The organism is Flavobacterium endoglycinae, assembly GCF_017352115.1.
Classification (GTDB): Bacteria; Bacteroidota; Bacteroidia; order Flavobacteriales; family Flavobacteriaceae; genus Flavobacterium; species Flavobacterium endoglycinae.
Map to the genome: position 1 here is coordinate 1,136,781 of NZ_CP071448.1, position 19,656 is coordinate 1,156,436.

15 protein-coding genes are annotated in these 19,656 nt (G+C 35.7%); all 15 read right to left on the reverse strand.

Going from position 1 to position 19,656, the window contains the following annotated elements; translation table 11 throughout:
• Position 1 precedes the first annotated feature (1 nt).
• Complete coding sequence (locus tag J0383_RS04955) at positions 2-1,036, reverse strand: ATP-grasp domain-containing protein (protein WP_207297335.1); 1,035 nt, start codon at positions 1,034-1,036, stop codon at positions 2-4.
• Positions 1,037-1,046: 10 nt separating this feature from the next.
• Positions 1,047-1,757 carry an NRDE family protein gene (locus tag J0383_RS04960; RefSeq protein WP_207297336.1) on the reverse strand — a complete coding sequence of 237 codons (711 nt, stop codon included), beginning with the start codon at positions 1,755-1,757 and terminating at the stop codon, positions 1,047-1,049.
• Positions 1,745-2,233, reverse strand: coding sequence for a DinB family protein (locus tag J0383_RS04965; protein WP_207297337.1), 489 nt, complete (start codon positions 2,231-2,233; stop codon positions 1,745-1,747). Before J0383_RS04965 ends, J0383_RS04960 begins: the two co-directional genes overlap by 13 nt.
• Positions 2,234-2,238: 5 nt before the next feature.
• Entirely contained in the window at positions 2,239-2,619 is a 381-nt protein-coding gene (locus J0383_RS04970; protein WP_207297338.1) for a DoxX family protein, read from the reverse strand.
• Positions 2,616-3,086 (reverse strand): YHS domain-containing (seleno)protein, encoded by a 471-nt coding sequence (locus J0383_RS04975; RefSeq protein ID WP_207297339.1) that lies wholly within the window; start codon positions 3,084-3,086, stop codon positions 2,616-2,618. Before J0383_RS04975 ends, J0383_RS04970 begins: the two co-directional genes overlap by 4 nt.
• A 7-nt stretch (positions 3,087-3,093) precedes the next feature.
• Positions 3,094-3,690: a peroxiredoxin-like family protein gene (locus J0383_RS04980; protein WP_207297340.1), complete on the reverse strand. Its 597-nt coding sequence runs from the start codon at positions 3,688-3,690 to the stop codon at positions 3,094-3,096.
• Positions 3,691-3,782: 92 nt separating this feature from the next.
• Positions 3,783-4,460 carry a Crp/Fnr family transcriptional regulator gene (locus J0383_RS04985; protein ID WP_207297341.1) on the reverse strand — a complete coding sequence of 226 codons (678 nt, stop codon included), beginning with the start codon at positions 4,458-4,460 and terminating at the stop codon, positions 3,783-3,785.
• Between the two features lie 116 nt (positions 4,461-4,576).
• Positions 4,577-5,746, reverse strand: a complete 1,170-nt coding sequence (locus tag J0383_RS04990) for an alpha/beta hydrolase-fold protein (RefSeq protein ID WP_207297342.1) — start codon at positions 5,744-5,746, stop codon at positions 4,577-4,579.
• A 39-nt stretch (positions 5,747-5,785) separates the two neighbouring features.
• Positions 5,786-6,898 carry an alpha/beta hydrolase-fold protein gene (locus J0383_RS04995; RefSeq protein ID WP_207297343.1) on the reverse strand — a complete coding sequence of 371 codons (1,113 nt, stop codon included), beginning with the start codon at positions 6,896-6,898 and terminating at the stop codon, positions 5,786-5,788.
• Between the two features lie 17 nt (positions 6,899-6,915).
• Complete coding sequence (locus tag J0383_RS05000; RefSeq protein WP_207297344.1) at positions 6,916-8,214, reverse strand: glycosyl hydrolase family 8; 1,299 nt, start codon at positions 8,212-8,214, stop codon at positions 6,916-6,918.
• 178 nt (positions 8,215-8,392) lie between these two features.
• Positions 8,393-9,886: a RagB/SusD family nutrient uptake outer membrane protein gene (locus J0383_RS05005; protein WP_207297345.1), complete on the reverse strand. Its 1,494-nt coding sequence runs from the start codon at positions 9,884-9,886 to the stop codon at positions 8,393-8,395.
• Between the two features lie 12 nt (positions 9,887-9,898).
• Complete coding sequence (locus tag J0383_RS05010; RefSeq protein WP_207297346.1) at positions 9,899-12,907, reverse strand: SusC/RagA family TonB-linked outer membrane protein; 3,009 nt, start codon at positions 12,905-12,907, stop codon at positions 9,899-9,901.
• Positions 12,908-13,595: 688 nt separating this feature from the next.
• Complete coding sequence (locus J0383_RS05015; protein WP_207297347.1) at positions 13,596-15,539, reverse strand: glycoside hydrolase family 97 protein; 1,944 nt, start codon at positions 15,537-15,539, stop codon at positions 13,596-13,598.
• Between the two features lie 61 nt (positions 15,540-15,600).
• On the reverse strand, positions 15,601-16,959 hold the full coding sequence (locus tag J0383_RS05020; protein ID WP_207297348.1) for a glycoside hydrolase family 43 protein: 1,359 nt from the start codon (positions 16,957-16,959) through the stop codon (positions 15,601-15,603).
• Between the two features lie 73 nt (positions 16,960-17,032).
• Positions 17,033-19,627: a xylan 1,4-beta-xylosidase gene (gene xyl3A, locus J0383_RS05025; RefSeq protein ID WP_207297349.1), complete on the reverse strand. Its 2,595-nt coding sequence runs from the start codon at positions 19,625-19,627 to the stop codon at positions 17,033-17,035.
• Positions 19,628-19,656: the final 29 nt, after the last annotated feature.

The window sequence follows — 19,656 nt, forward strand, 5'->3', positions numbered from 1 at the left end:
TTTAAAAATTCATGATTTTATTGTTTTGTGCCAAATGTAATTTGTATTCACGCAGGCCTTCTTTGTAATTTAAATAAGGAACTCCCATTTTATGATTCTCAGCACTTATTTCATACATATAGGTAATGTGCCGCGCGAGTTCCTTCCATGCAAACCATACAGAATGCTTAGGATCGTAAATATGTGTAGGCTCGCTTGCCGCACCGTTAAGTTCTACAATTTGAAAATTTTCTCCTCGTTCTAATTCTTCAAAAGTATTGTACATGATATCAAAGCGTCCAAAATAAAACTCTGGAATTTCGGCTGCGATGTCATTGATTGTCTTTGTTAACTTTGGAGTGATCCAATCGCTGCCGTCAAGAAATTTTGCACCTCGGGCGTGATTTCCGTAAGGGACTAAATTTAATGTTTCGTCAGCTGGCAAAATGTGCTGGAGTTTTGGTCCATATTCTGCTTTTAAAGCATGAAGCTGAAGTTCGAATCTAGGATTCTTTTTTATTAAATCTTCAATAGTGGATTGACCATCTCCTTTTACAATCAAAAATTCTTTAGACACAATTCCTGTAATTTTTCCCTTTTTTTGCAGCGGATGTCGAATATAAAAAATACCAACTTCTTTTTCGAACGGAATAAAATCCTGCAATAAAAAATCAAAATTTGCTTTTCCAGCATAATCCACTAGTTCTGAAAGTGTTTTAATTTTTTTTACTCCCGAACCACGCAGTCCAATATCAGGTTTTGCAACTAACGGAAAATGAATTTGTTTTTCGGTTAAATGAGACACTATATCTTTTACATCTGAATTTTCGCGAATTAAAATTGTTTTCGGATATTTTTTTTGCGGCAGCAAATCATAAATTTGTTTTTTACTCTCCATAATAAAACCACCATTTTTAATTTTGGGATTAGAGGCATTAAAGAAAAAAATAGATCTTGCTTTTAGAGCATAATAAATCCAGAGAAAATAAATGGGGAAATACAAAACTTGAAAAGGCCAATATTCCCAATTGGTAAGTTTGTGAAAAAATAACTTCATCTTTCTGTTTTTAAATTCGGATAAAAGAAGCTGAAAAATCTTCTATTTTAACTAAATCATAATATTTCATTGCACCTTTGTTTTGCTCAGTAACAACCTGCGTAACACTTAATGTTTTCATTATATTTTCTCTATTAATAATTAAACCATTTTGAGTATCGCCGCTATGGGTGTTTTTATGAAAATCAAGCATATCAAGAGCTGCGATTTCATTTTTATTTTTCAAAAAATCAAAAAACCATTTTGATCTTTCTTTCCTTATCTCTTCTGGATACAAGGTGACTGATGACCAGATGTGATTTTGGTTTTCATCCAACTGTACTGTTCTTTTATGGCAGCCATCCCAGATCAATTCAAATAAACTTTTTTCCTGATATAAAACCAGCGTAAAGGGTTCTATATTGTCGAGATTAATCTGTTTCCAAAAATCCTTTGGCGAATCTTTTTCAATGATATCCAGTACAATTAATCCACGGCTTTTTCGGTATTCAGATGCAGGATTGTGTTTTATAATTCCACCATTTAATAATACTAAAACAGTTCCATTTTCATCCATTGCAAACCAGGTTCCACCAGCTTTTGAATCTTTTGGATACATGATTTTTTTTCCGTTGTGACTATAATTTCGGGGAGCTGCGGCAACGGGACGAATTGTTTTTTCGTCGCGGTTTGAGGTAATAATTGCAACTCCATTACTGTTTACAAAACTTACTGTACACATTGTTTTCTATATTCGATAGTTGATTGAGCCACTCCAAAATTTTCATCGACTGAAATATTTTCAAACTGCAATAAGGCTACTTTAATTAACGCCTGATGGTGTACGCAATGTTCAAGATTGTAAAGCAGTTCTCTGTAATAATTACTTTGGATTCTCGTCGTAAGACCATCAATATATTGTTCCAGAAACATGATTTTATTTTCACTCTGCAATCCTGCTTTTATGTCGATAATGCATTGTTTCGCAAATTCAGTTTCTGTTTGTATTTTATGATTTCTCTGACGTTTATCATAATTCAAAACACCTGAATCATAATCGCTTTGAAGGCACTGAAACATTTCCAAAATATGTCTGGTATGTTCTCCAATTGTGGCATTGCTTAACGCTTTACAGGATTTTGAATACTCAGTATCCGATAATTGATTTAATAAAACTGTTAACTCATCTAAACTTCGGCATATTGATTTTAATAACATAACTTTTAATTTAGAAGATTGAACAATTGTTTTTTATTTAAATAAAGTAATCCTAAACTGCAGAATAAAGTAATAACGGCCAATGCAAAAAGTAATCCTCCGTCATTTTGAATCTCGATGCCTAAGACAAATAAGTGTGACAAAATAGCTCCAAACATAATTCCGGCTGCAGCAAAAGCACCAATCCATGTTGCTCTGGGTATTACAATTAAAATGGCTGCGATGAGTTCTGCTATTCCAGAGCCAATTCTTCCATACGGTTCTATTCCCAAGCAGGAAAATATATATACGCTTTCTTCGGCACCGCTGAATTTAAAAAACAAGGTCTGAAGTAATATTACTGAGGCTGTTATTCTTAGAATCCACATTATAACTTCTCTTTTCATGGCTTCTGATTATTATATATTTTTTTCCAGTTATTATCAGCTTTGGTTTTTAAATTACTCTCGTCTTTATTCCAGCTTTTGAGTGTATTATTAAAATAAGCATTGTAGAATAAATACAATTTACCATCTGTAATTTTAAATGTTTCTGGATTTATTTCGACTTTTTCTCCAGAATCTCCCATGGCATACGCACACCAGCCGCCGTATTGAGGTTCGTATTTGGCTGGATTTTTTAAAAATGTATTTTTATTTTCTACTGATGAAAAATTATAAACCACTCCCTGATACGAAACTGAAATTTCTTTTTTGCCTTTAACCGCTTTTCCCAGATTAAAATATCCCAAAGGATCATATCCCTGAATACCTAATTTATTTTCTAAATTATACAGATTAATTCTCTTTGCTTCATTTTGGGCAAATGAAGTGCCTGAAACTAAAATCAATACGAATACTATTAGCTTTTTCATGTTCAATTTATTTTAAGTTTTTTAATACTGCAATTAATAATTCTGTAGATATACGTTGTTTAATATTGGGTGAGATATATTCAAAAAGTATATCGCCTTGCGTATTTACAACAAAAACCGAAGGAACAGGCAGTAAGCTGTTATTGATTCCGTTTGAATGTTTACGGATTATTTCTTTATAGTTTTCGGGTGCTTGATAAGAAATTCCTACTGCATTTATTAAAGTTCCTCCTGCATCGGAAATTAAAGTATATTTTACTTTGTCTTTTTCTTCTGTTACTTTTAAATTTTCAGGAGAATCTGGACTTACAGCAATAATTTGATATCCCAAATCGATAATTTGCTTTTCGGCTTCAGCCAATGCTTGTAAATGCATATTACAATAAGGACACCAGCCGCCACGATAAAAAACAAAAACTGTATTTTTCTTTTTAAGCAGTTCCGAAATGTCAGCATCTTTATTTTCAGATGTTTTTAAAATAACATTTGGAATTTTTTCTCCTATAAGTAAAGGAGCGATATCATTCGCAGATTTAGGAACTGCGATTTGTGCATAAACAGCCGAATTAAGGACTGTAAGGAAAATTAAAAGTAATTTTTTCATAATGAATTTGTTTTTGCATCTTTTTAATGATGTAAAATTATTGCACTATGAAAAAGCAAAATGTCGGCTAATTTACATTTAGCCTGAAATAATTATAATTTAGTGATATCAGAAATGATAATTTCTTTTCTGTTGTACCTTAAGAGCTGGCTGGCTTCCATTTCATTGAGTAATTGGGCAGCAGTTTGTCTTGAAGTGCAGATAATTTGAGCAATATCATTCTGCGTCAAATAGTTTTCAATTGCTACTAGATTTCCATTTCTAACGCCTTCTTTTTCTGCCCAGTCCTTAAGAAATTGATAGAGTCTGGTTTTGGCATCTTTAGAAATTAAATTGGCATAACTATTTTTTATACGCTTCATTTTTAAGCCAACAAATTTGGTATATGAAATGGCAAGCATTGGATTGCGCAGCAATAAGTCTTCAAAATCCGACATTAAAAAACTGCAGATTACCACATCGTCAGAAAGTACTTTGGCATATTCTTCGACTTTGCTATCTGTTTCCAATGTTAGTTCGCCAAATAAATCACCTTTTTGAATAATATCCTTTATGGTTTCGTTACCATCATCATCAATAGCAACAATTTTTATATTTCCTTTTTTCAGTAAAAAAATACGAGGCACATCTGAAGAAGAAAAATAAATAATTTCTCCTTTTGATGCTTTTTTAAAACCAGTTATAATACATAATTGCTTGATTTGGGAATAGCTCAGTGTTCTAAACAATTTATGATCCCGCAAGTACCAATATTTTAAATCTTCGTACATAATGTATATTTTCTCTGCGTAAATATAAGCATTTATCATACGATCGTATGCCTAAAATCTTTGTGTGTTAGGCAGTACAAATCTGGAAGTTTGTAAAGTGTGAAAAAATTAATTTTCTACTTAAATAACTTTCCAGCAAACTCATTTAAGCATCTTCTCCAGGTAAGCCATTCATGAGCTGTTTCTGGAGACTCATAATATTCATATTTGATGCCCTGCTGCTCGAGCATATTTCGAAATGCACCAACCGATTTAGGAAAAGGAGCAGGTTCTTTGGTTCCTAATCCGAGCCAGAAAAGTTTAATCTGCTTATTTAAGGCATTTCCATCTTTATATTTTCCATCTAAAAATGAAGAAACATCTATGGTATCTGAATTTGGATAATTTGCCGTACCGCTGAATCCGCCATAATATGAAAAAGTATCCAAATGATTCATCATAATTCTCATGGTTTGATTGGCTCCCATTGAAAGACCTGCAATAGCTCTATTTTCTCGTTTTGGAATGGTACGGAATTTAGCATCAATCATAGGAATTACTTCTTTAATAAGGACTTCTTCAAAAATGGATTCCCTCGGCTTATTTTTATCCGATGGCGTATTTTTTTGATCTTTATAAGCATACCCATTGTCCATTACAATAATCATGGGAACTGCTTTTTTTGAAGCTATCAGATTATCTAAAATAAGGTTTGCTTTTCCTTGCGATGACCAGCCTGTTTCGTCTTCAAAACTTCCATGCTGCAAATAAAGAACGGGATAACGTGTTTTCGTATTTTCATTATAACCGTCTGGAGTATATACGAAACAACGTCTAAAAGAATTGGTTAGTTTTGAGAAATAGATATTTTCGCTTACGAGACCATGAGGAACATTTTTTAAAGCGAAAAAATCCTGATCGGCAGAAGGAATTTCTATACCGCTCCCCCATCTTCCAGCACCATAAAAATAAAGACTTCCCGGATCTGGAACGGAAGCGCCATCGATATTTAACTGATAATAATGAAATCCTTCATCCTGCGGATTCGATTCTCCTGTCCAAACGCCTTTTTCATCTTTTTTCATATCGTATTTCACACCGCCAATATCCAGCTGTACTTTGCTTGCATTGGGTGCGGAAATGCTGGTGCGAACACGTCTTTGCGAATTGACCTGAGGAAATATTTTTTCGGGCTGATTTACCGATGAAGGCTTAAAATCTTCTGTAATAATTGGTTCTGACTGGGCATTTGCTGACTGAAAACACAAATTGACAATTGCAATAACAACGGTAATCGATAGTTTCATATTTTCCTTTTTAGTTAATCATCTGTATGTAAAATCAATTTATTGAAATAAAAGCGGAGCCAATTCTTTGAAGCTTCTGCGCCAAGTCAAAAATTCATGAGCTGTATTTTCAGAAACATAAGAAAAGGCATTAAATCCAGCATCTTTAAGCATTTTTACTGCGGATTTCACTGATTCTGGTCTTTCGCGGCTGCCGCAGCTTATAAAAATCAGTTTTACTTTTGACTTATCTTTAATTTCTTCAGGTTTATAGATGCCGCCGCTTAAGAGTGCATAATGCGAGAAAACATCTGGTTTGTTTAGCGTAATAGAATGTGTTTCCATTCCGCCCATTGATAAACCGGCCATAGCGCGATTTGCCTGATTGGAAATGGTACGGAAATTTGAATCGACATAAGGAATTAATTCGTCTACTAGAACCGTTTGAAATGGTTCTATTTTAAAACTTGCCAATCCGCCGTATTTAATTTCGTTAGTCATTCCGTACGTCATCACAATAATGAATGGGTTTATTTTACCTTCTGCAATTAAATTATCCATAATTAAGTTAACACGCCCTTGATTGCTCCAAGCCGTTTCATCTTCTCCCCAGCCGTGCTGCAAATACAAAACCGGATACTTTTTGTCTTTATCTTTATGATAAGAAGGCGGAGTATATACAAAAGCTCTGTGTGAGGTATTAGTGCTTTTTGAAGGAAAAAGAATCTGCTGCACATTTCCGTGCGGAACATCCTTCAAAGCGTAGAAATCTTGATCGTGTGCCGGAATTTCGATCCCACTTTCCCAGCGTGTCGATCCGTAAAAGTTAAGCGCACCCGGATCATTAAAAACTCCGCCGTCAATAGTTACATGATAATAATGAAAACCCTCGTCCATTGCGCCTTCTGTTGTGCCTTTCCAATAGCCGTCCTGATCTTTTGTAAGAACGGTTCCGCCTTTGGCTCCGCCCAATCCCAGACTTACTACAACAGATTTTGCTTCGGGAGCTGCAATTTGAAATCGTGCATATCCTTGAGAATTAACTTTAGGATATTCCTGCCCTGGCTGATTAAGCGCTGAAGGTTTAAAATCTTCAGCAATCGAAGCCGTGTTTTGAGCAAACCCCATGACTCCTGATAAAACTAATACGATAATAATGCTATACTGTTTCATGATTTTCTGTTTAAAAGTTATTTTACTTCTGGAACAATAATTTGGTATTTTCCGCTAAGATGCATTAGACTAAAAAGATACATCAGTCCGTCATAATAGGGATCAAAGTAACCGTCTTCATAAGGCTCGAGTTTTGCATTCCAAACGGCGTGAACAAAATCTATGCTCTCTTTATCGGGATTGACTAATGATGCAGTGGCAGAAGTGGCTACTAATCCAATGGAATGTCTGAGTTTTTTAACAGGGCCTGCTTGAAGAATAAAATCTGGCGTCGAACCATCTAGATTAAACTGATCTTCAAATTGATTCAATCCTTTAGATCGGAGAAAATTTTGAAATCGTTTTGCATATTCTTCCTGCCATTTTTTATCTTTTCCGTACCAAGTGTAATCCATGGCCACATTCATAGGAACACGCCACGAATCGTAACGAAATCCGGCCGGCATCCAAGGTGTTGGGTGCGGTTCACCTGTAAATTCGGTATAATCTGAATTGAGACCTGTTACAGGATGACAGGCTTTATGCAAAAAATTACGCGAAACTTCTGCGCATTTTTTATAAAATTGTTCGTGGCCATCTTTAGCATACAATGCCCATATTTCATAGAATGCAGGAACGTGATAAGAAGGATCTGTCCAATTGTAGCCCCCGCCTTCCGGCACAAATGAAATCTGTTTGTGTTCGGTATTTATAATATTATGCACATTTCCAGTTCCGTCTTTTTTCCACATCGCATCCAGTATTTTTCTGGCTTCTTTGTAGTAGTCTATTCCTGTCGCGTTTCCCCATTTGTTGGAAGCAAAAAGAAGGCTGGTTACATAGTACAATTCGCCATCTGAAGCAGATCCTGGAGAGTTTTGCTTTTTAGTTAACGGATTCACACTCCAAGCAAAATACCCTTCTCTTGGTCCATCTTGATGCTGCATGTATTTCACAGACCATCGCCAAAGACGATCGAAAACTTCTTTTTTATTGAGCTGAACGGCAACCATCATTCCATACGACATTCCTTCGGTACGGGCATCTTTATTTTTAACATCTGAAACATAGCCGAGAGCATCTCCTTCTTCAAAATATACTTTGTTTGGCCCTTCAAAAATATCATAATAGGCTTTGGCCACTTTTTTGTCTATTTCATCTTGGCTGTAACCTGCTTCTTTAAAAAGATTTCGGTATTGGGGTCTTTCGGCTTCTGTTTTTGCTGTTTTCTTTTGCTTCTGTCCCATAATCGAAATTGGTGCAGCGAGTGTGAAAATTATGGTCAAAGCAGAAATTACAATCAAATATCGGTTTGATTTTTTTTTATGTAGAATCATATTTATCTGTTTAAATATTAATTATTCATCACAAAAAATAAATGAGTTTTTGTTTTGGGATTTAAGTCTACTGTAATGCATAAAGTGTTCAATCGCATTAATGCAAATAATAAACAGCGCATTCCTGCGCTGTTTATAAAAAACTAACTTAACTTAAACTAACCAAATTTTAATGTTTTTAATACCCAGGATTATTATCGCTTGGTTTTATTTTAGGATTAGATGATGTTTCTCTATTAGGTATTGGCCATAGCTCACTTTTACCAGGAGTAAAACCTGTTCCCTGCAATACGGTGCTTGCTATACCCCATCGTATAATATCATCAAAACGAGATTGTTCTCCTGCAAATTCTACTTGACGCTCGTGTACAATTGCAGCAAAAACTGCTTCTTTTGTTGCCGTGATATTAGTGGTAAGGTTTGCTCTATCGCGAACTTGTTTGATGTATGCTATTGCTGCTGTCTGCGATCCGCCATCTCTTTGGTTTTCGCACTCTGCTTTCATAAGCAGTACATCTGCATAACGCATTACTTTAAAGTTAATGCTTGATCGCGTTGCTTCATCTTCTCTTGTGTAATAGTTTTGATATTTTTTCCAGCCTGCTCTTCTAATTCCTGCAGAGGTAGTAAAATTACTTGCGACCATTACTTTGGTTCCTTTTAAATATGAAGAACCCGGCACATAAAAAGTGTCTCCGAAACGGTTATCACCAGCCTCATACGAATCTAAAAGATCATCTGATGGGTAAACATTGTACCAGCTAAGATTTCCGTATTCCTGACCTCTAAGTGTTGACTCATCAAAACCAGTTCCACCGCTATCACCAACAGCTCCCCATTGATCCCCGGTTCCGTTTTTTTCGTCAAACTCGATTTCAAAAATCGATTCTTTGCCATGTTCTGTTTCTTCCATAAAGTTGTTGTAAAAATTACCTTTGTCTTCAAGGCTGTAACTTGTTACGTTATTTAAAGCAGCCAAAGCTTCATTGTATTTCTTTTGATATAACAGCACTTTACCCAATTGTGCATACGCGGCTTCTTTATTGGCTCTTCCTGCCGATTCTGAAGCTTTTGATAAAAGATTTTGTGATGCAAATACAAGGTCTTCTTCAATTAAAGCATACACCTCAGCTTTAGGGCTTCTTGGATTTCCAACAATAGTTCCTGATTTATAAATTGGTATATCTCCAAAACGTCTCACTAATAGAAAATAATAGTACGCTCTTAAAAAATGAGCTTCGCCTAAATATTTATTCTTTTTTTCCTGAGATAAAACAGAATTAGGAAGAGCATTTATTTTGGATTCGTTATCCAGCACAAAATTGGCTCTGGATATTCCTATATAACAAGATTCCCAATAGTATTGAATAATATCGTTTCCTCCATTAAAAGAAAAATCTTGAAAAGGTTTCTTATTACCTTCTAACTGTGGATTTCCTAAAGCATCGTGCCCCATAAGATCCATTGCGAAGAAAAGATTTCGGCCGTAGAGTCCTCTTGTTTGAAGATTTGCATACGAAGCATTTACAGCAGACTGCACTTGTGCTTCGGTTTTAAAGAAAGTTTCAGGCGATAAGGTATTAGGATTTGTCAATTCTAATTCGCCAGTGTCACATGAAGTCATGGTTAAAACTCCAGACAGTACTATAAGTATATATTTAATTTTTTTCATCGTCTTTAAATATTAAAATGTAACATCAATTCCAAAAATTACTGATTTTGGCTGTGGGTATCTTCCTAAATCAATACCTGCTGAATTTGCATTAGCATCTGCACGTGCAATTTCAGGATCTAAACCAGAGTATTTTGTAATTGTGATCAGGTTCTGTCCGCTTATGTAGAATCTTGCTTTTGAGAAATAACTTTTAAACGCATCTCCAGTTAATGTATATCCCAAAGCGATGTTTTTTAATCTTGTAAAAGAACCGTCTTCAATATAGCGCTGGTTTGCAGAAGACCAGTTGATATCTGCTCCTTGTGCTCTTGGTAAAGTAGCTGAAGGATTTGTTACAACACCATTTACAACATTTGCTCTGTCTAAAACATCTGTGCTGGCGTTAAACAAGCGGTTCATCCCTTTTAAATCGAAAGTGTTTGCATTATAAATATCGTTACCTGCCACTCCAGTTATAAAACAGTTAAAATCAAAATTCTTGTATGCGGCATTTAGGTTTAAACCGTAAGTAAAATCAGGATATGGATTTCCTATGTTTGTTTTATCATCTGAATTGATCACTTTATTGCCGTCGCGATCCACAATTTTAATATCACCTGGTTTTATAGTAGTCTGGCCTGGTCCAAATACGGCATCTACTTCTGCTTGATTTTGGTAAATTCCGTTGGTTTGATATCCATAAAAATAGAATAACGGCTGTCCTACTTCTAATCTAGAGAAATTTTCCAGACCTGCTCTTGCTGATGGACCGCCTAAAACACTGGTTACTCCTGGTGCTAAACTCACTACTTCATTTTTGCTTGTGCCTAAATTTGCTACAGCAGACCATGTAAAATCTCCTTTTCTGTCGTTGTACCCAAGTGAAATTTCAAAACCACTTACTTTTACATCGGCAATATTTTGAATCTGTGTTCCACCACCCGCAGACCCAACAGAAGCTGCAAGAGGAACCGCAAAAAGAATATCACTGCTCTTATTGTTGAAATATTCAAATGAACCTGTAAATTGATCATCAAATAAGCCAAAATCCAAACCTATATTTCTATCTAGTTTTGATTCCCATTTCAAATCTGGATTAGCAGCAACACCTAAAGAAACACCTGGTGCATTTGCTCCTCCAATTGGATAATTATAATTAGCCAGCAAAGTAGCACTGTATTGATAATTGTCGATCCTGTCGTTTCCTGTTGTTCCTGTACTAGCTCTAAGTTTTAATGTGCTGAAAATAGAATTCTGCATAAAATTTTCTTTCGCTATATTCCAACCTACAGCAACAGAATAGAAATTACCCCATCGATGATTCGCTCCAAAACGAGAAGATGCATCTCTACGTCCTGAAACAGCTAGAATATATTTATCCTCATAATCATAGTTGATACGGGCAATGTATCCAATGTTTTTTTCCTCATAATTAGCAGATCCTAAACTCCCTTCATTGTAACGAAGCTGATCGATTTCGTTTGAAATATAATAACGGCTTCCAGCAGCTAGACTTTGAGATTTTCCATCAATTTTAGTAATAACTCCCAAAACTTCAAGATTGTGTTTGTTTGCGATTGTAGTTTTATAGGTTAAACTGTTATCAAAAACAATTGTCTGGCCTTGAGAATTGGTTTCGTTTGTTGAAGAAAATGCCTGTTTATGGTAAGAGCCATCTTGAAAACTTGGGATAAATGTATGGTCTTTACTTGTATAATAATCTAAAGAAACTTGTGATCTGAATTTCAATCCTTTGTAAATTTCTAATTCTGCGAAAATGTTTCCAATGATCGATAAATTATTAATTTTTTGATATCCTAAATTAGCGACACGTACTGGATTTTCAGCATCATTTCCGTCGATAGCGCTTGGCCCTTGATATCCTCCTATACTGTTTTCATTGTAAATTGGAAAATAAGGTGCCATTTTAATAGCATGTTCTAATAATGTTCTTCCGCCTGAACTACGCTCTGGATTGATCGTACTGAAAGAAACACCAATATTACTTCCTACTTTTAGTCTGCCAATATCCTGTGTATTGTTGGCTCTAAAAGAATAACGCTCAAAACCTGTATTAATAATTGCGCCATCTTGTTTTAAGTATTCTGCAGAATAACGCCCTGTCGAAGTTTCAGTACCATTTGAGAAACTCAAATTGTAATCCTGCATTACTCCAGTCTGAAAAATCTGATCCTGCCAGTTGGTATTAATGTTTCCAAACTCTGCGGCTCTAGCTGTTAAATCGCTTCCTAAATCTTTAGCGTATTGAAGGTATTGCTGCGTATTTAAAACACTGTATCGTTTTGTTACCTCCTGTCCGCCAACATACGTACTGAAGGTTAATTGTCCCGGACCTTTTTTCCCTTTTTTAGTAGTAACTACAATAACCCCGTTAAAGGCTTTAGAACCATATAAAGCTGTCGTCGAAGCATCTTTTAAAACAGAAATGCTCTCTATGTCATTAGGGCTTAAACCTGAAAGATTTCCAGTTAAAACACCATCAATTACATATAAGGGAGCACTATTTCCCATAGTAGCCAGACCTCGAATACTAACCGTAGGATTAGATCCTGGGGCACCATTTACAACCGTAACCCCAGCTGCACGTCCTTGTAAAGCAGATTCTGCATTGGTAATGGGTACTGCGGCAATATCTTTTGAACTTACCGTCGAAACTGCTCCTGTAACTTTAGTTCTCTTTTGAGTACCATAGGCTACTACAACTTCATTTAAATTTTGTGTGGATTGAACAAGAGTAACATTAATTGAATTTCTTTCACCTACAGTAATCGTCTGTGAAATTAAGCCAACATAAGAATAAGTAATTTTATCGGTAGGATTTACACCGTTTAAAGAATATTTACCGTCAAAATCTGTTGATGCGCTGTTTTTTGTACCTTCTACAATAACACTGGCACCAGGCAGAGGAAATCCTGAAGGATCAGTAATTACGCCATGAATGGTCTTTGATTGAGCCATTATACTATGACTGCTTATCAGCAGCAGCCCAATTAGTGCAATTTTAAGTTTTAACTTCATAATGGTTTTTGTTTGGTTTAAATAGTTAATGTGGTTTTGTTTTCTAATTTTTAATATTCATAAGTGGTATTTTATTTGTTACTAGTTGAAAATCTATCATTATTAAAAAAGATATTTTAATGTAAATCAGATCGATGCTATAGGTGACAAATATAAAAAAAGAACTTATAAAACAATCGGTTGTTTTACATTTTATTTAAAAGAACCTCAAAAAATACGGGAAATAAAAACATTTAAAATATTTTTACATTCAATATTTTAAAAATAATTCATTTTGAAAATAATTTTAAAATAAAAAATAGCAATTCTACAGCCAATTGCTAAATTTCCCACAAAAAATGCAATATTAAAAAGTGACCTAAAATTCTTAAAAACAGGTCTATTTAGAAAGTTTAATCTTATTAAATAGAAATATATCTATCTAAATTTAAAATTTTGCTAAACATTGAAGCAAAAAAAAAGGTCGAAAAAGCACAAAAAAAGCAATCGGTTGCTAAAAAACTGTTTTTAGGATAATACAGTTATAAAGAATTACTTAGTGTAGAGAATTTAAATTAATCCTGTTGATATTTATCTTTACAAGTAATAGTATAAAATTTAAATTTTGAAGTATTCTTGTAAGAAGAAGATTCTCAAACAAAAAAGCCAGCTTACAATAAGCTGGCTTTTTAAGGGATATAAAAATGGTTTAATTTGTTATCAATATTCCTCCATTATGAGGTATATTGATTTCCACTTCTTTGTTTTTATTTATTTTAAAAGTGGTTACTCTCCCGTTTAGCTGATTGTCGTCTGTATAACAATTTACTGCTGTATTAGAATCCAGCATTCCTAATTTTAATTTTGTTTTCAATACTTTATTTTCAGCATTAATTCCCGCAATGTACCATTTGGAACCTTTTCTTCTCGCTAGTATTACATATTTGCCCGGATAGCCTTCTAAAAATCGAACCTCATCCCATATTGTTGGTACCTCTTTCATAAATTTTACAGCCCAATCAGGAGCATCTGATAGATTGTTTGGTGCTAAGGCAAAATGCTGTACGCCGCTTTGAAAAAGAACTGAAGCCGCTATTGCGAATACATCAGAAGTCATTCTTTTTGAACCTTTATTTGGAATATTATCGCTGTTGTAGAATTTATTTAAAGCACTTCCTCCAAAATCCATGCTTCCTACCGTGTTTCTAATAAAAGTGTGAGTTGCCGCATTTACCGCTTCGTTATCACAGCTTTGCTGTCCAAAATGTAAATTTTCGCTTGCTAGAACTGCTTCACTAGATGCAAAGTTTGGATACATACGTTCCCAGCCACGAGGCAGCGTGCAGCCGTGAAAAATAACCATTATTCCGAAATCATTGGCATCGGTTAAAATATCTTCATACAATTTCATGGTAACCTGCTTGTCTCCACCAAAAAAATCAACTTTAATACCTTTTATTCCAATGCTTTTCATCCATGCCATTTCTTTGCGTCGCATGCCTGCATTATCCATTAATCCTTTTGGTCCCTGCGGAGCGTCATTCCAATATCCATTTGAATTGTACCATAAATAAAGTCCAACACCTTTCTGCGTACCATATGCGGCTAATTCGGCTATTTTATCACGACCTATCTGCGTATCCCAAAGTGCATCAATTAAAATGGTTTCATATCCCATTAAAGCACTAAAATCAATATACTGCTTTTGTACTGGGAAAGTGGTATTGCTATCCATTTTCATAATCCAGCTCCAAGTGCCTTTTGTGTATTGATATTCTTTTGAAGCTTGGTATTTTGGCTTAACTAAATCAAATGGAATAGTAGTTTCCACTATTGGCGCTAATGTTTCTCCAACGGTAATTGTCCTCCATGGAGTTTCTCCTGGAAGCGGAATTCCAGGTGAAGTTGTTCCGTTTCCGTTGTTTTCTCCCGCCATTGGAAATCCAATGGTATACAATCCGTTTTCATGGCCTATTAATCGGCTGGCACAATATCCGCTGTCTACGCCTGTTTCAGAAATTAAAACCCATCCGCTGTTATTTACTTTAAACAAACATGGAAATGTATAGCCATTTCCCCATCCGTTTTTTCCAACTGCATCATCAAGAGTGTATGAGGTTTCGTAACTAGGAGCTGTTCGGGCATATCCTGTCATTGGATTACTCTGCGGACACAAAAATGTAGTAGTTCCTTTAGGCAGCAAAAAACTTGAAACTTCTTCCTGAACCACACAAGAAAGGGTTTCTTTCTGCGGATATACTTTATATTTAAATCCCAGATTATTATTGCTTACTCTAAATATGACATCAAAAGCAGATTTGCCATCTTTGGTAAACGAAAAAATGGCTTCATTTGCGGTATACTGACCGTTACTTTTTTTTATGTTGCGCAGCTGATAGGATTCCTTGATTGTATTCTGGCCGACATTTTTTTCTAACGTCAATCCAGAACTAAAATCTCCTGCGCTTGTTTTTAAACCAAGAGGAGATTTCTCGATGAAAGTTTTTTGATTATAAATGACAGTATATTCAGCTTTTCCGTCATTTACTGAAACCGATACGGCAAGTTTCCCGTCGGGGCTTTTTACTACGGATTGGGCGTTTAGCTGAAAGAAACTGACTAAACATAAAAAAATTAAACTTTTAAAATTCATAAAATTTATTTTTGGTTAATGGCTAGAACTTTTTTTTGGAAAAAATACTGTTTTTAAATCATTATTTCGAAAACATCCAATAATCAAAATACATAATATTTTCAGCAGCTTTTCCTTTGTATATAAAAAAGAGATCATGCACTCCTGAAGTTTTTTTGACATTGGTTGTAACCAGAGCCCATCTGTCGTTTCCTCCTGTCATAGGAACTTCTACAGTTCCAATTAATTCACCATCAAGGCTGTCCAATCGTATTTCCATAGATACATTCCCGTTATGTGTAGTACCTACACGGGCAGTAAATTTTGAAGCACCCGATTCGCGAAAATCAACATCTCGTACTTTTGTATAGGCATTATTTTTCATGGCAGTAATGAATACACCAACTTCTTTATTCTGCATTGACTTTACGTCTTTTGACCAAGCTATAGTTTCTGCTTCTGACTTCACATACGGATTAAAAGCAGCGATTCCTTTTTTGATTCCCTCAGTCATATTGATTTCCTTGACTTTTCCATCCGAATTAAACTGGAGTTCTTCTACAGCTACAGATCTTGTAAAACCACTTCCGCCGGGCAATGCGCCATTATGGTAAAAGAAATAGGTTTTCCCTTTAAAATCTACTACACCAGGATGATTCGTAAAACTCTCTCCTTGAGTTGGCATTACAACGCCCTGATATTTCCATGGACCCAGCGGACTTTTACTTGTCGAATAGCCAATATGTTCCGAAATAGGACCTGCCGCAAAAAACAGGTAATACCATTTATTCCTTTTATAGAGCCATGGCCCTTCTTCGTAAGTAGTGGGTCTGCGTGGATCTTCTTTTCCTACGCGTTTTCCAAATGCTTCTACTGTGTTGGGAAATATCTGAATTTCATCACTATAAGAAATCATGTCTTCATTTAATTTCACATAATGGCAAACGGGATTACCCCATAATAAATAGGCTTGATTATCGTCATCAATAAAAACTGTTGGGTCAATATCGGCGCTGCTGTTTTGCACTAATGGTTTTCCTAACGGATCTATAAAAGGGCCGTAAGGACTGTCGGATACTGCTACGCCAATGCCGTTTTTACCTTGATTATCGGTAATTGGTGCGTACAAATAAAACTTGCCTTTTCTTTCGATGCATTGGATTGCCCAAGCATTCATTTTAGCCCAGCTAAAATCTTTATAGGATAATATGGCACCGTGATCGGTCCAGTTGACCATATCTTCTGTGGTATACAATTTCCAATCGTTCATGGTAAACCATGTAGAGTTTTCTTCGTCGTGCGATGTATATAAATACAGTTTGTTATGGTACACCATTGGAGCTGGATCTGCAGTATAACTGGTCTGTACAATAGGGTTTTGAGCAAAACCAAATATAGGAATTATCAATACTGCTAAAAATCTTTTTTTTATGAAATACATTATCTGATTGTTATTTAATTTAGGTTAAAAAACAGTAACCAACCTGATTCAAAACCTCTTTGATTTACACTTTTTACTGCACGACAACTTTAAGCATTTTAAGGTCTTTTGATGCCGAACTAGTACCATAATACACTTCATATTCTCCAGAAGTTACTTTCAGTCCCATCGTTGCTGCATCATAAAATTCAAATGAAGAAGCAGGCAAGTCTATAACCACATTTTCCTTATTTCCTGCTTTTACAGCAACACGCTGAAAAGCTTTTAATGTTTTTAAAGGTCCATCGGTATCATTTGCTTTTTTAACATATACCTGAATAATCTCGGTTCCGTCGCGTTTACTCGCATTTTGCAACGGAATATGCAATTGAATGTTTTCATCTGCTTTTATTTTGCTTTTACTCAATTTTCCTGTACCCACGATAAATTTAGAATAGCTTAATCCGAAACCAAAAGGAAATAATACATCGGTAGTATATCTGTAAGTGCGTCCTTTCATCGAATAGTTTTCAAAATCGCCTAATATTTCCGAATTTTTATAAAAGGAAACCGGTAATTTTCCAGATGGGTTATAATCTCCAAAAAGTACATCGGCTACGGCTTGTCCTCCAGATTGTCCCGGATACCATGCTTGTAAAATAGCATCGCAGCTTGATGTTTCTGGCGTTAAAGCAATTGCAGAACCCGAACAGTTTACAAAAACTACTTTTTTTCCTGCTTCTTTTAATGCATTTAAACATTTTCTCTGTACGGCTGGCAATTCTATATTGGTTCTGTCTCCTCCTTTAAAACCAGGATAAGAAACCGGCATTTCTTCTCCTTCAAGCAAAGTAGAAAGTCCTCCAACAAACACCACAGTATCAATGCCTTTTAACTTTTGGATTAAAGAAGCAAAGTTGATGTCAAATTCTTTCCCAAAATCAAACTCCAGATTCGCTTGCCAGTTGTTTGACTGTGCAAAATCAATTTCAATTTTATAGGTTTTTCCAGCTTCTACCGAAAACGGAATATTGGCAGGAACTGTTCTCCAGTTTGTATATTTTGCAATAGATTTTCCATTAACCCACAATTCAAAAAATCCTGTTGCACCCGTTTTAAAAACAAGCGTATCTGTTGTTTTTGCGGTAAACTCCGTTTCGTATTTTGCAGAAAAGCCTTCCAATTTAACTCCAGAAGCAAATTCATGCTGTCCGGCTGTTGTCATTTTTATCGGATTGGTAATTTGAGTTGAAATAACGCTGTTTCCTTCTCTATTAGGATTGTTCCAATACGTGGCTTTCATTCCTTTTTTGCCTTCAAAAAAAATCTGATCAAAATAGCTTTGGTTGACTTTATCTTCTACCAGATCGCAGGCTTTATCATAAAAGATTTTATTCTGTCCTGTTTTGGATTCTATTCCTTCTTTGATTGTAATTGTTTTAACTGGCGTTCCATTATAATTTCCCCATAACATCGGTTCGTTGGCAGCATTTGGTCCGATTACTGCGATTTTTTTTGATGTTTTGGACAATGGAAGAATATTGTTTTTGTTTTGCAGCAATGTCATTGATTTCTGAGCCATTTCTAAAGCTAGCTGCTGATGCTCTTTACTATTAAGCACTGAGGCTGGAATCTGAGCCCATGGCACTATGGCATCGTCATCCATTTCTCCCAATTCAAAACGGCCTTCTAAGACGCGCTGCAAACTTTTGTTGATGTCTGCTTCTTTAATCAAATCTTTTTCAACAGCTTCGGGAAGATTTTTAAAAGGATAATTTTCCCAAACACATTCTACATCTGTTCCTGCTAAAACGGCTTTAGAAGCGGCATGCACCGCATCTGACGAAACTTTGTGCGTGGTATAAAAATCGGTTACGGCGCCACAGTCTGAAACGACCATATATTTATATCCCCACTCCTCTCTAAGAATGCGCTGCAATAATCGGGTATTGCTGCAGCAAGGCTCATCGTCCAGACGCTGATAGGCACACATTACTTCGCGCACGTCGGCTTCCTGTACCAATGCTTTGAACGCAGGCAGATAGGTTTCGTACAATTCACGCGGATTTACATTATTCAAATTCAATTCGTGTCTGCTCCATTCAGGACCAGAGTGCACGGCAAAATGTTTCGCACAAGCCAAAAGTTTGCGGTATTTGGCATCTGCAGGACCTTGCAATCCTTTTACAACCGACACTCCCATTCTGGAGGTCAGATAAGGATCTTCACCATAGGTTTCCTGTCCGCGTCCCCATCTTGGATCTCTAAAAATATTGACATTTGGCGTCCATACCGATAGACTTAAAAAACGTTTGTTTTCGTTTCCATCTTTAATCCATTGGTTGTATTTGGCTCTTGCTTCGTCAGAAACCGCATCAAAAATGCGATAGAGCAATTGGTCATCAAATGAGGCTGCCATTCCTATAGGTTCAGGAAAAACAGTCACATTATCATTGTTTGCATAACCGTGTAAGGCTTCGCTCCACCAATTAAATTTTTTAATGCCAAGTCTGGGAACAGCATCAGACTGATCGCACATTAGCGCTGCTTTTTCTTCGAGCGTTAATCTTGAAATTAAATCTTTTGCGCGATCAGAAGAACTTAGCGACGGATTCTTATACGGCAGCAGCTGCGCATTGACGCTACCTGCCGAAAACAAACTTATGACAAACCAATATCTTATTTTCATCGTTTTATACTTTTAAATGGTTTTGAAGC

Bases quoted from the DNA above. Each gene is read 5' to 3' on its own strand.
- J0383_RS05015 (WP_207297347.1), bottom strand. From the start codon at position 15,539: ATGAATTTTAAAAGTTTAATTTTTTTATGTTTAGTCAGTTTCTTTCAG.
- J0383_RS04955 (WP_207297335.1), bottom strand. From the start codon at position 1,036: ATGAAGTTATTTTTTCACAAACTTACCAATTGGGAATATTGGCCTTTT.
- J0383_RS05010 (WP_207297346.1), bottom strand. From the start codon at position 12,907: ATGAAGTTAAAACTTAAAATTGCACTAATTGGGCTGCTGCTGATAAGC.
- J0383_RS04960 (WP_207297336.1), bottom strand. From the start codon at position 1,757: ATGTGTACAGTAAGTTTTGTAAACAGTAATGGAGTTGCAATTATTACC.
- J0383_RS04975 (WP_207297339.1), bottom strand. From the start codon at position 3,086: ATGAAAAAGCTAATAGTATTCGTATTGATTTTAGTTTCAGGCACTTCA.
- J0383_RS04980 (WP_207297340.1), bottom strand. From the start codon at position 3,690: ATGAAAAAATTACTTTTAATTTTCCTTACAGTCCTTAATTCGGCTGTT.
- J0383_RS05020 (WP_207297348.1), bottom strand. From the start codon at position 16,959: ATGTATTTCATAAAAAAAAGATTTTTAGCAGTATTGATAATTCCTATA.
- J0383_RS04985 (WP_207297341.1), bottom strand. From the start codon at position 4,460: ATGTACGAAGATTTAAAATATTGGTACTTGCGGGATCATAAATTGTTT.
- J0383_RS05005 (WP_207297345.1), bottom strand. From the start codon at position 9,886: ATGAAAAAAATTAAATATATACTTATAGTACTGTCTGGAGTTTTAACC.
- J0383_RS04965 (WP_207297337.1), bottom strand. From the start codon at position 2,233: ATGTTATTAAAATCAATATGCCGAAGTTTAGATGAGTTAACAGTTTTA.
- J0383_RS05000 (WP_207297344.1), bottom strand. From the start codon at position 8,214: ATGATTCTACATAAAAAAAAATCAAACCGATATTTGATTGTAATTTCT.
- J0383_RS04995 (WP_207297343.1), bottom strand. From the start codon at position 6,898: ATGAAACAGTATAGCATTATTATCGTATTAGTTTTATCAGGAGTCATG.
- J0383_RS04970 (WP_207297338.1), bottom strand. From the start codon at position 2,619: ATGAAAAGAGAAGTTATAATGTGGATTCTAAGAATAACAGCCTCAGTA.
- J0383_RS04990 (WP_207297342.1), bottom strand. From the start codon at position 5,746: ATGAAACTATCGATTACCGTTGTTATTGCAATTGTCAATTTGTGTTTT.
- xyl3A (WP_207297349.1), bottom strand. From the start codon at position 19,627: ATGAAAATAAGATATTGGTTTGTCATAAGTTTGTTTTCGGCAGGTAGC.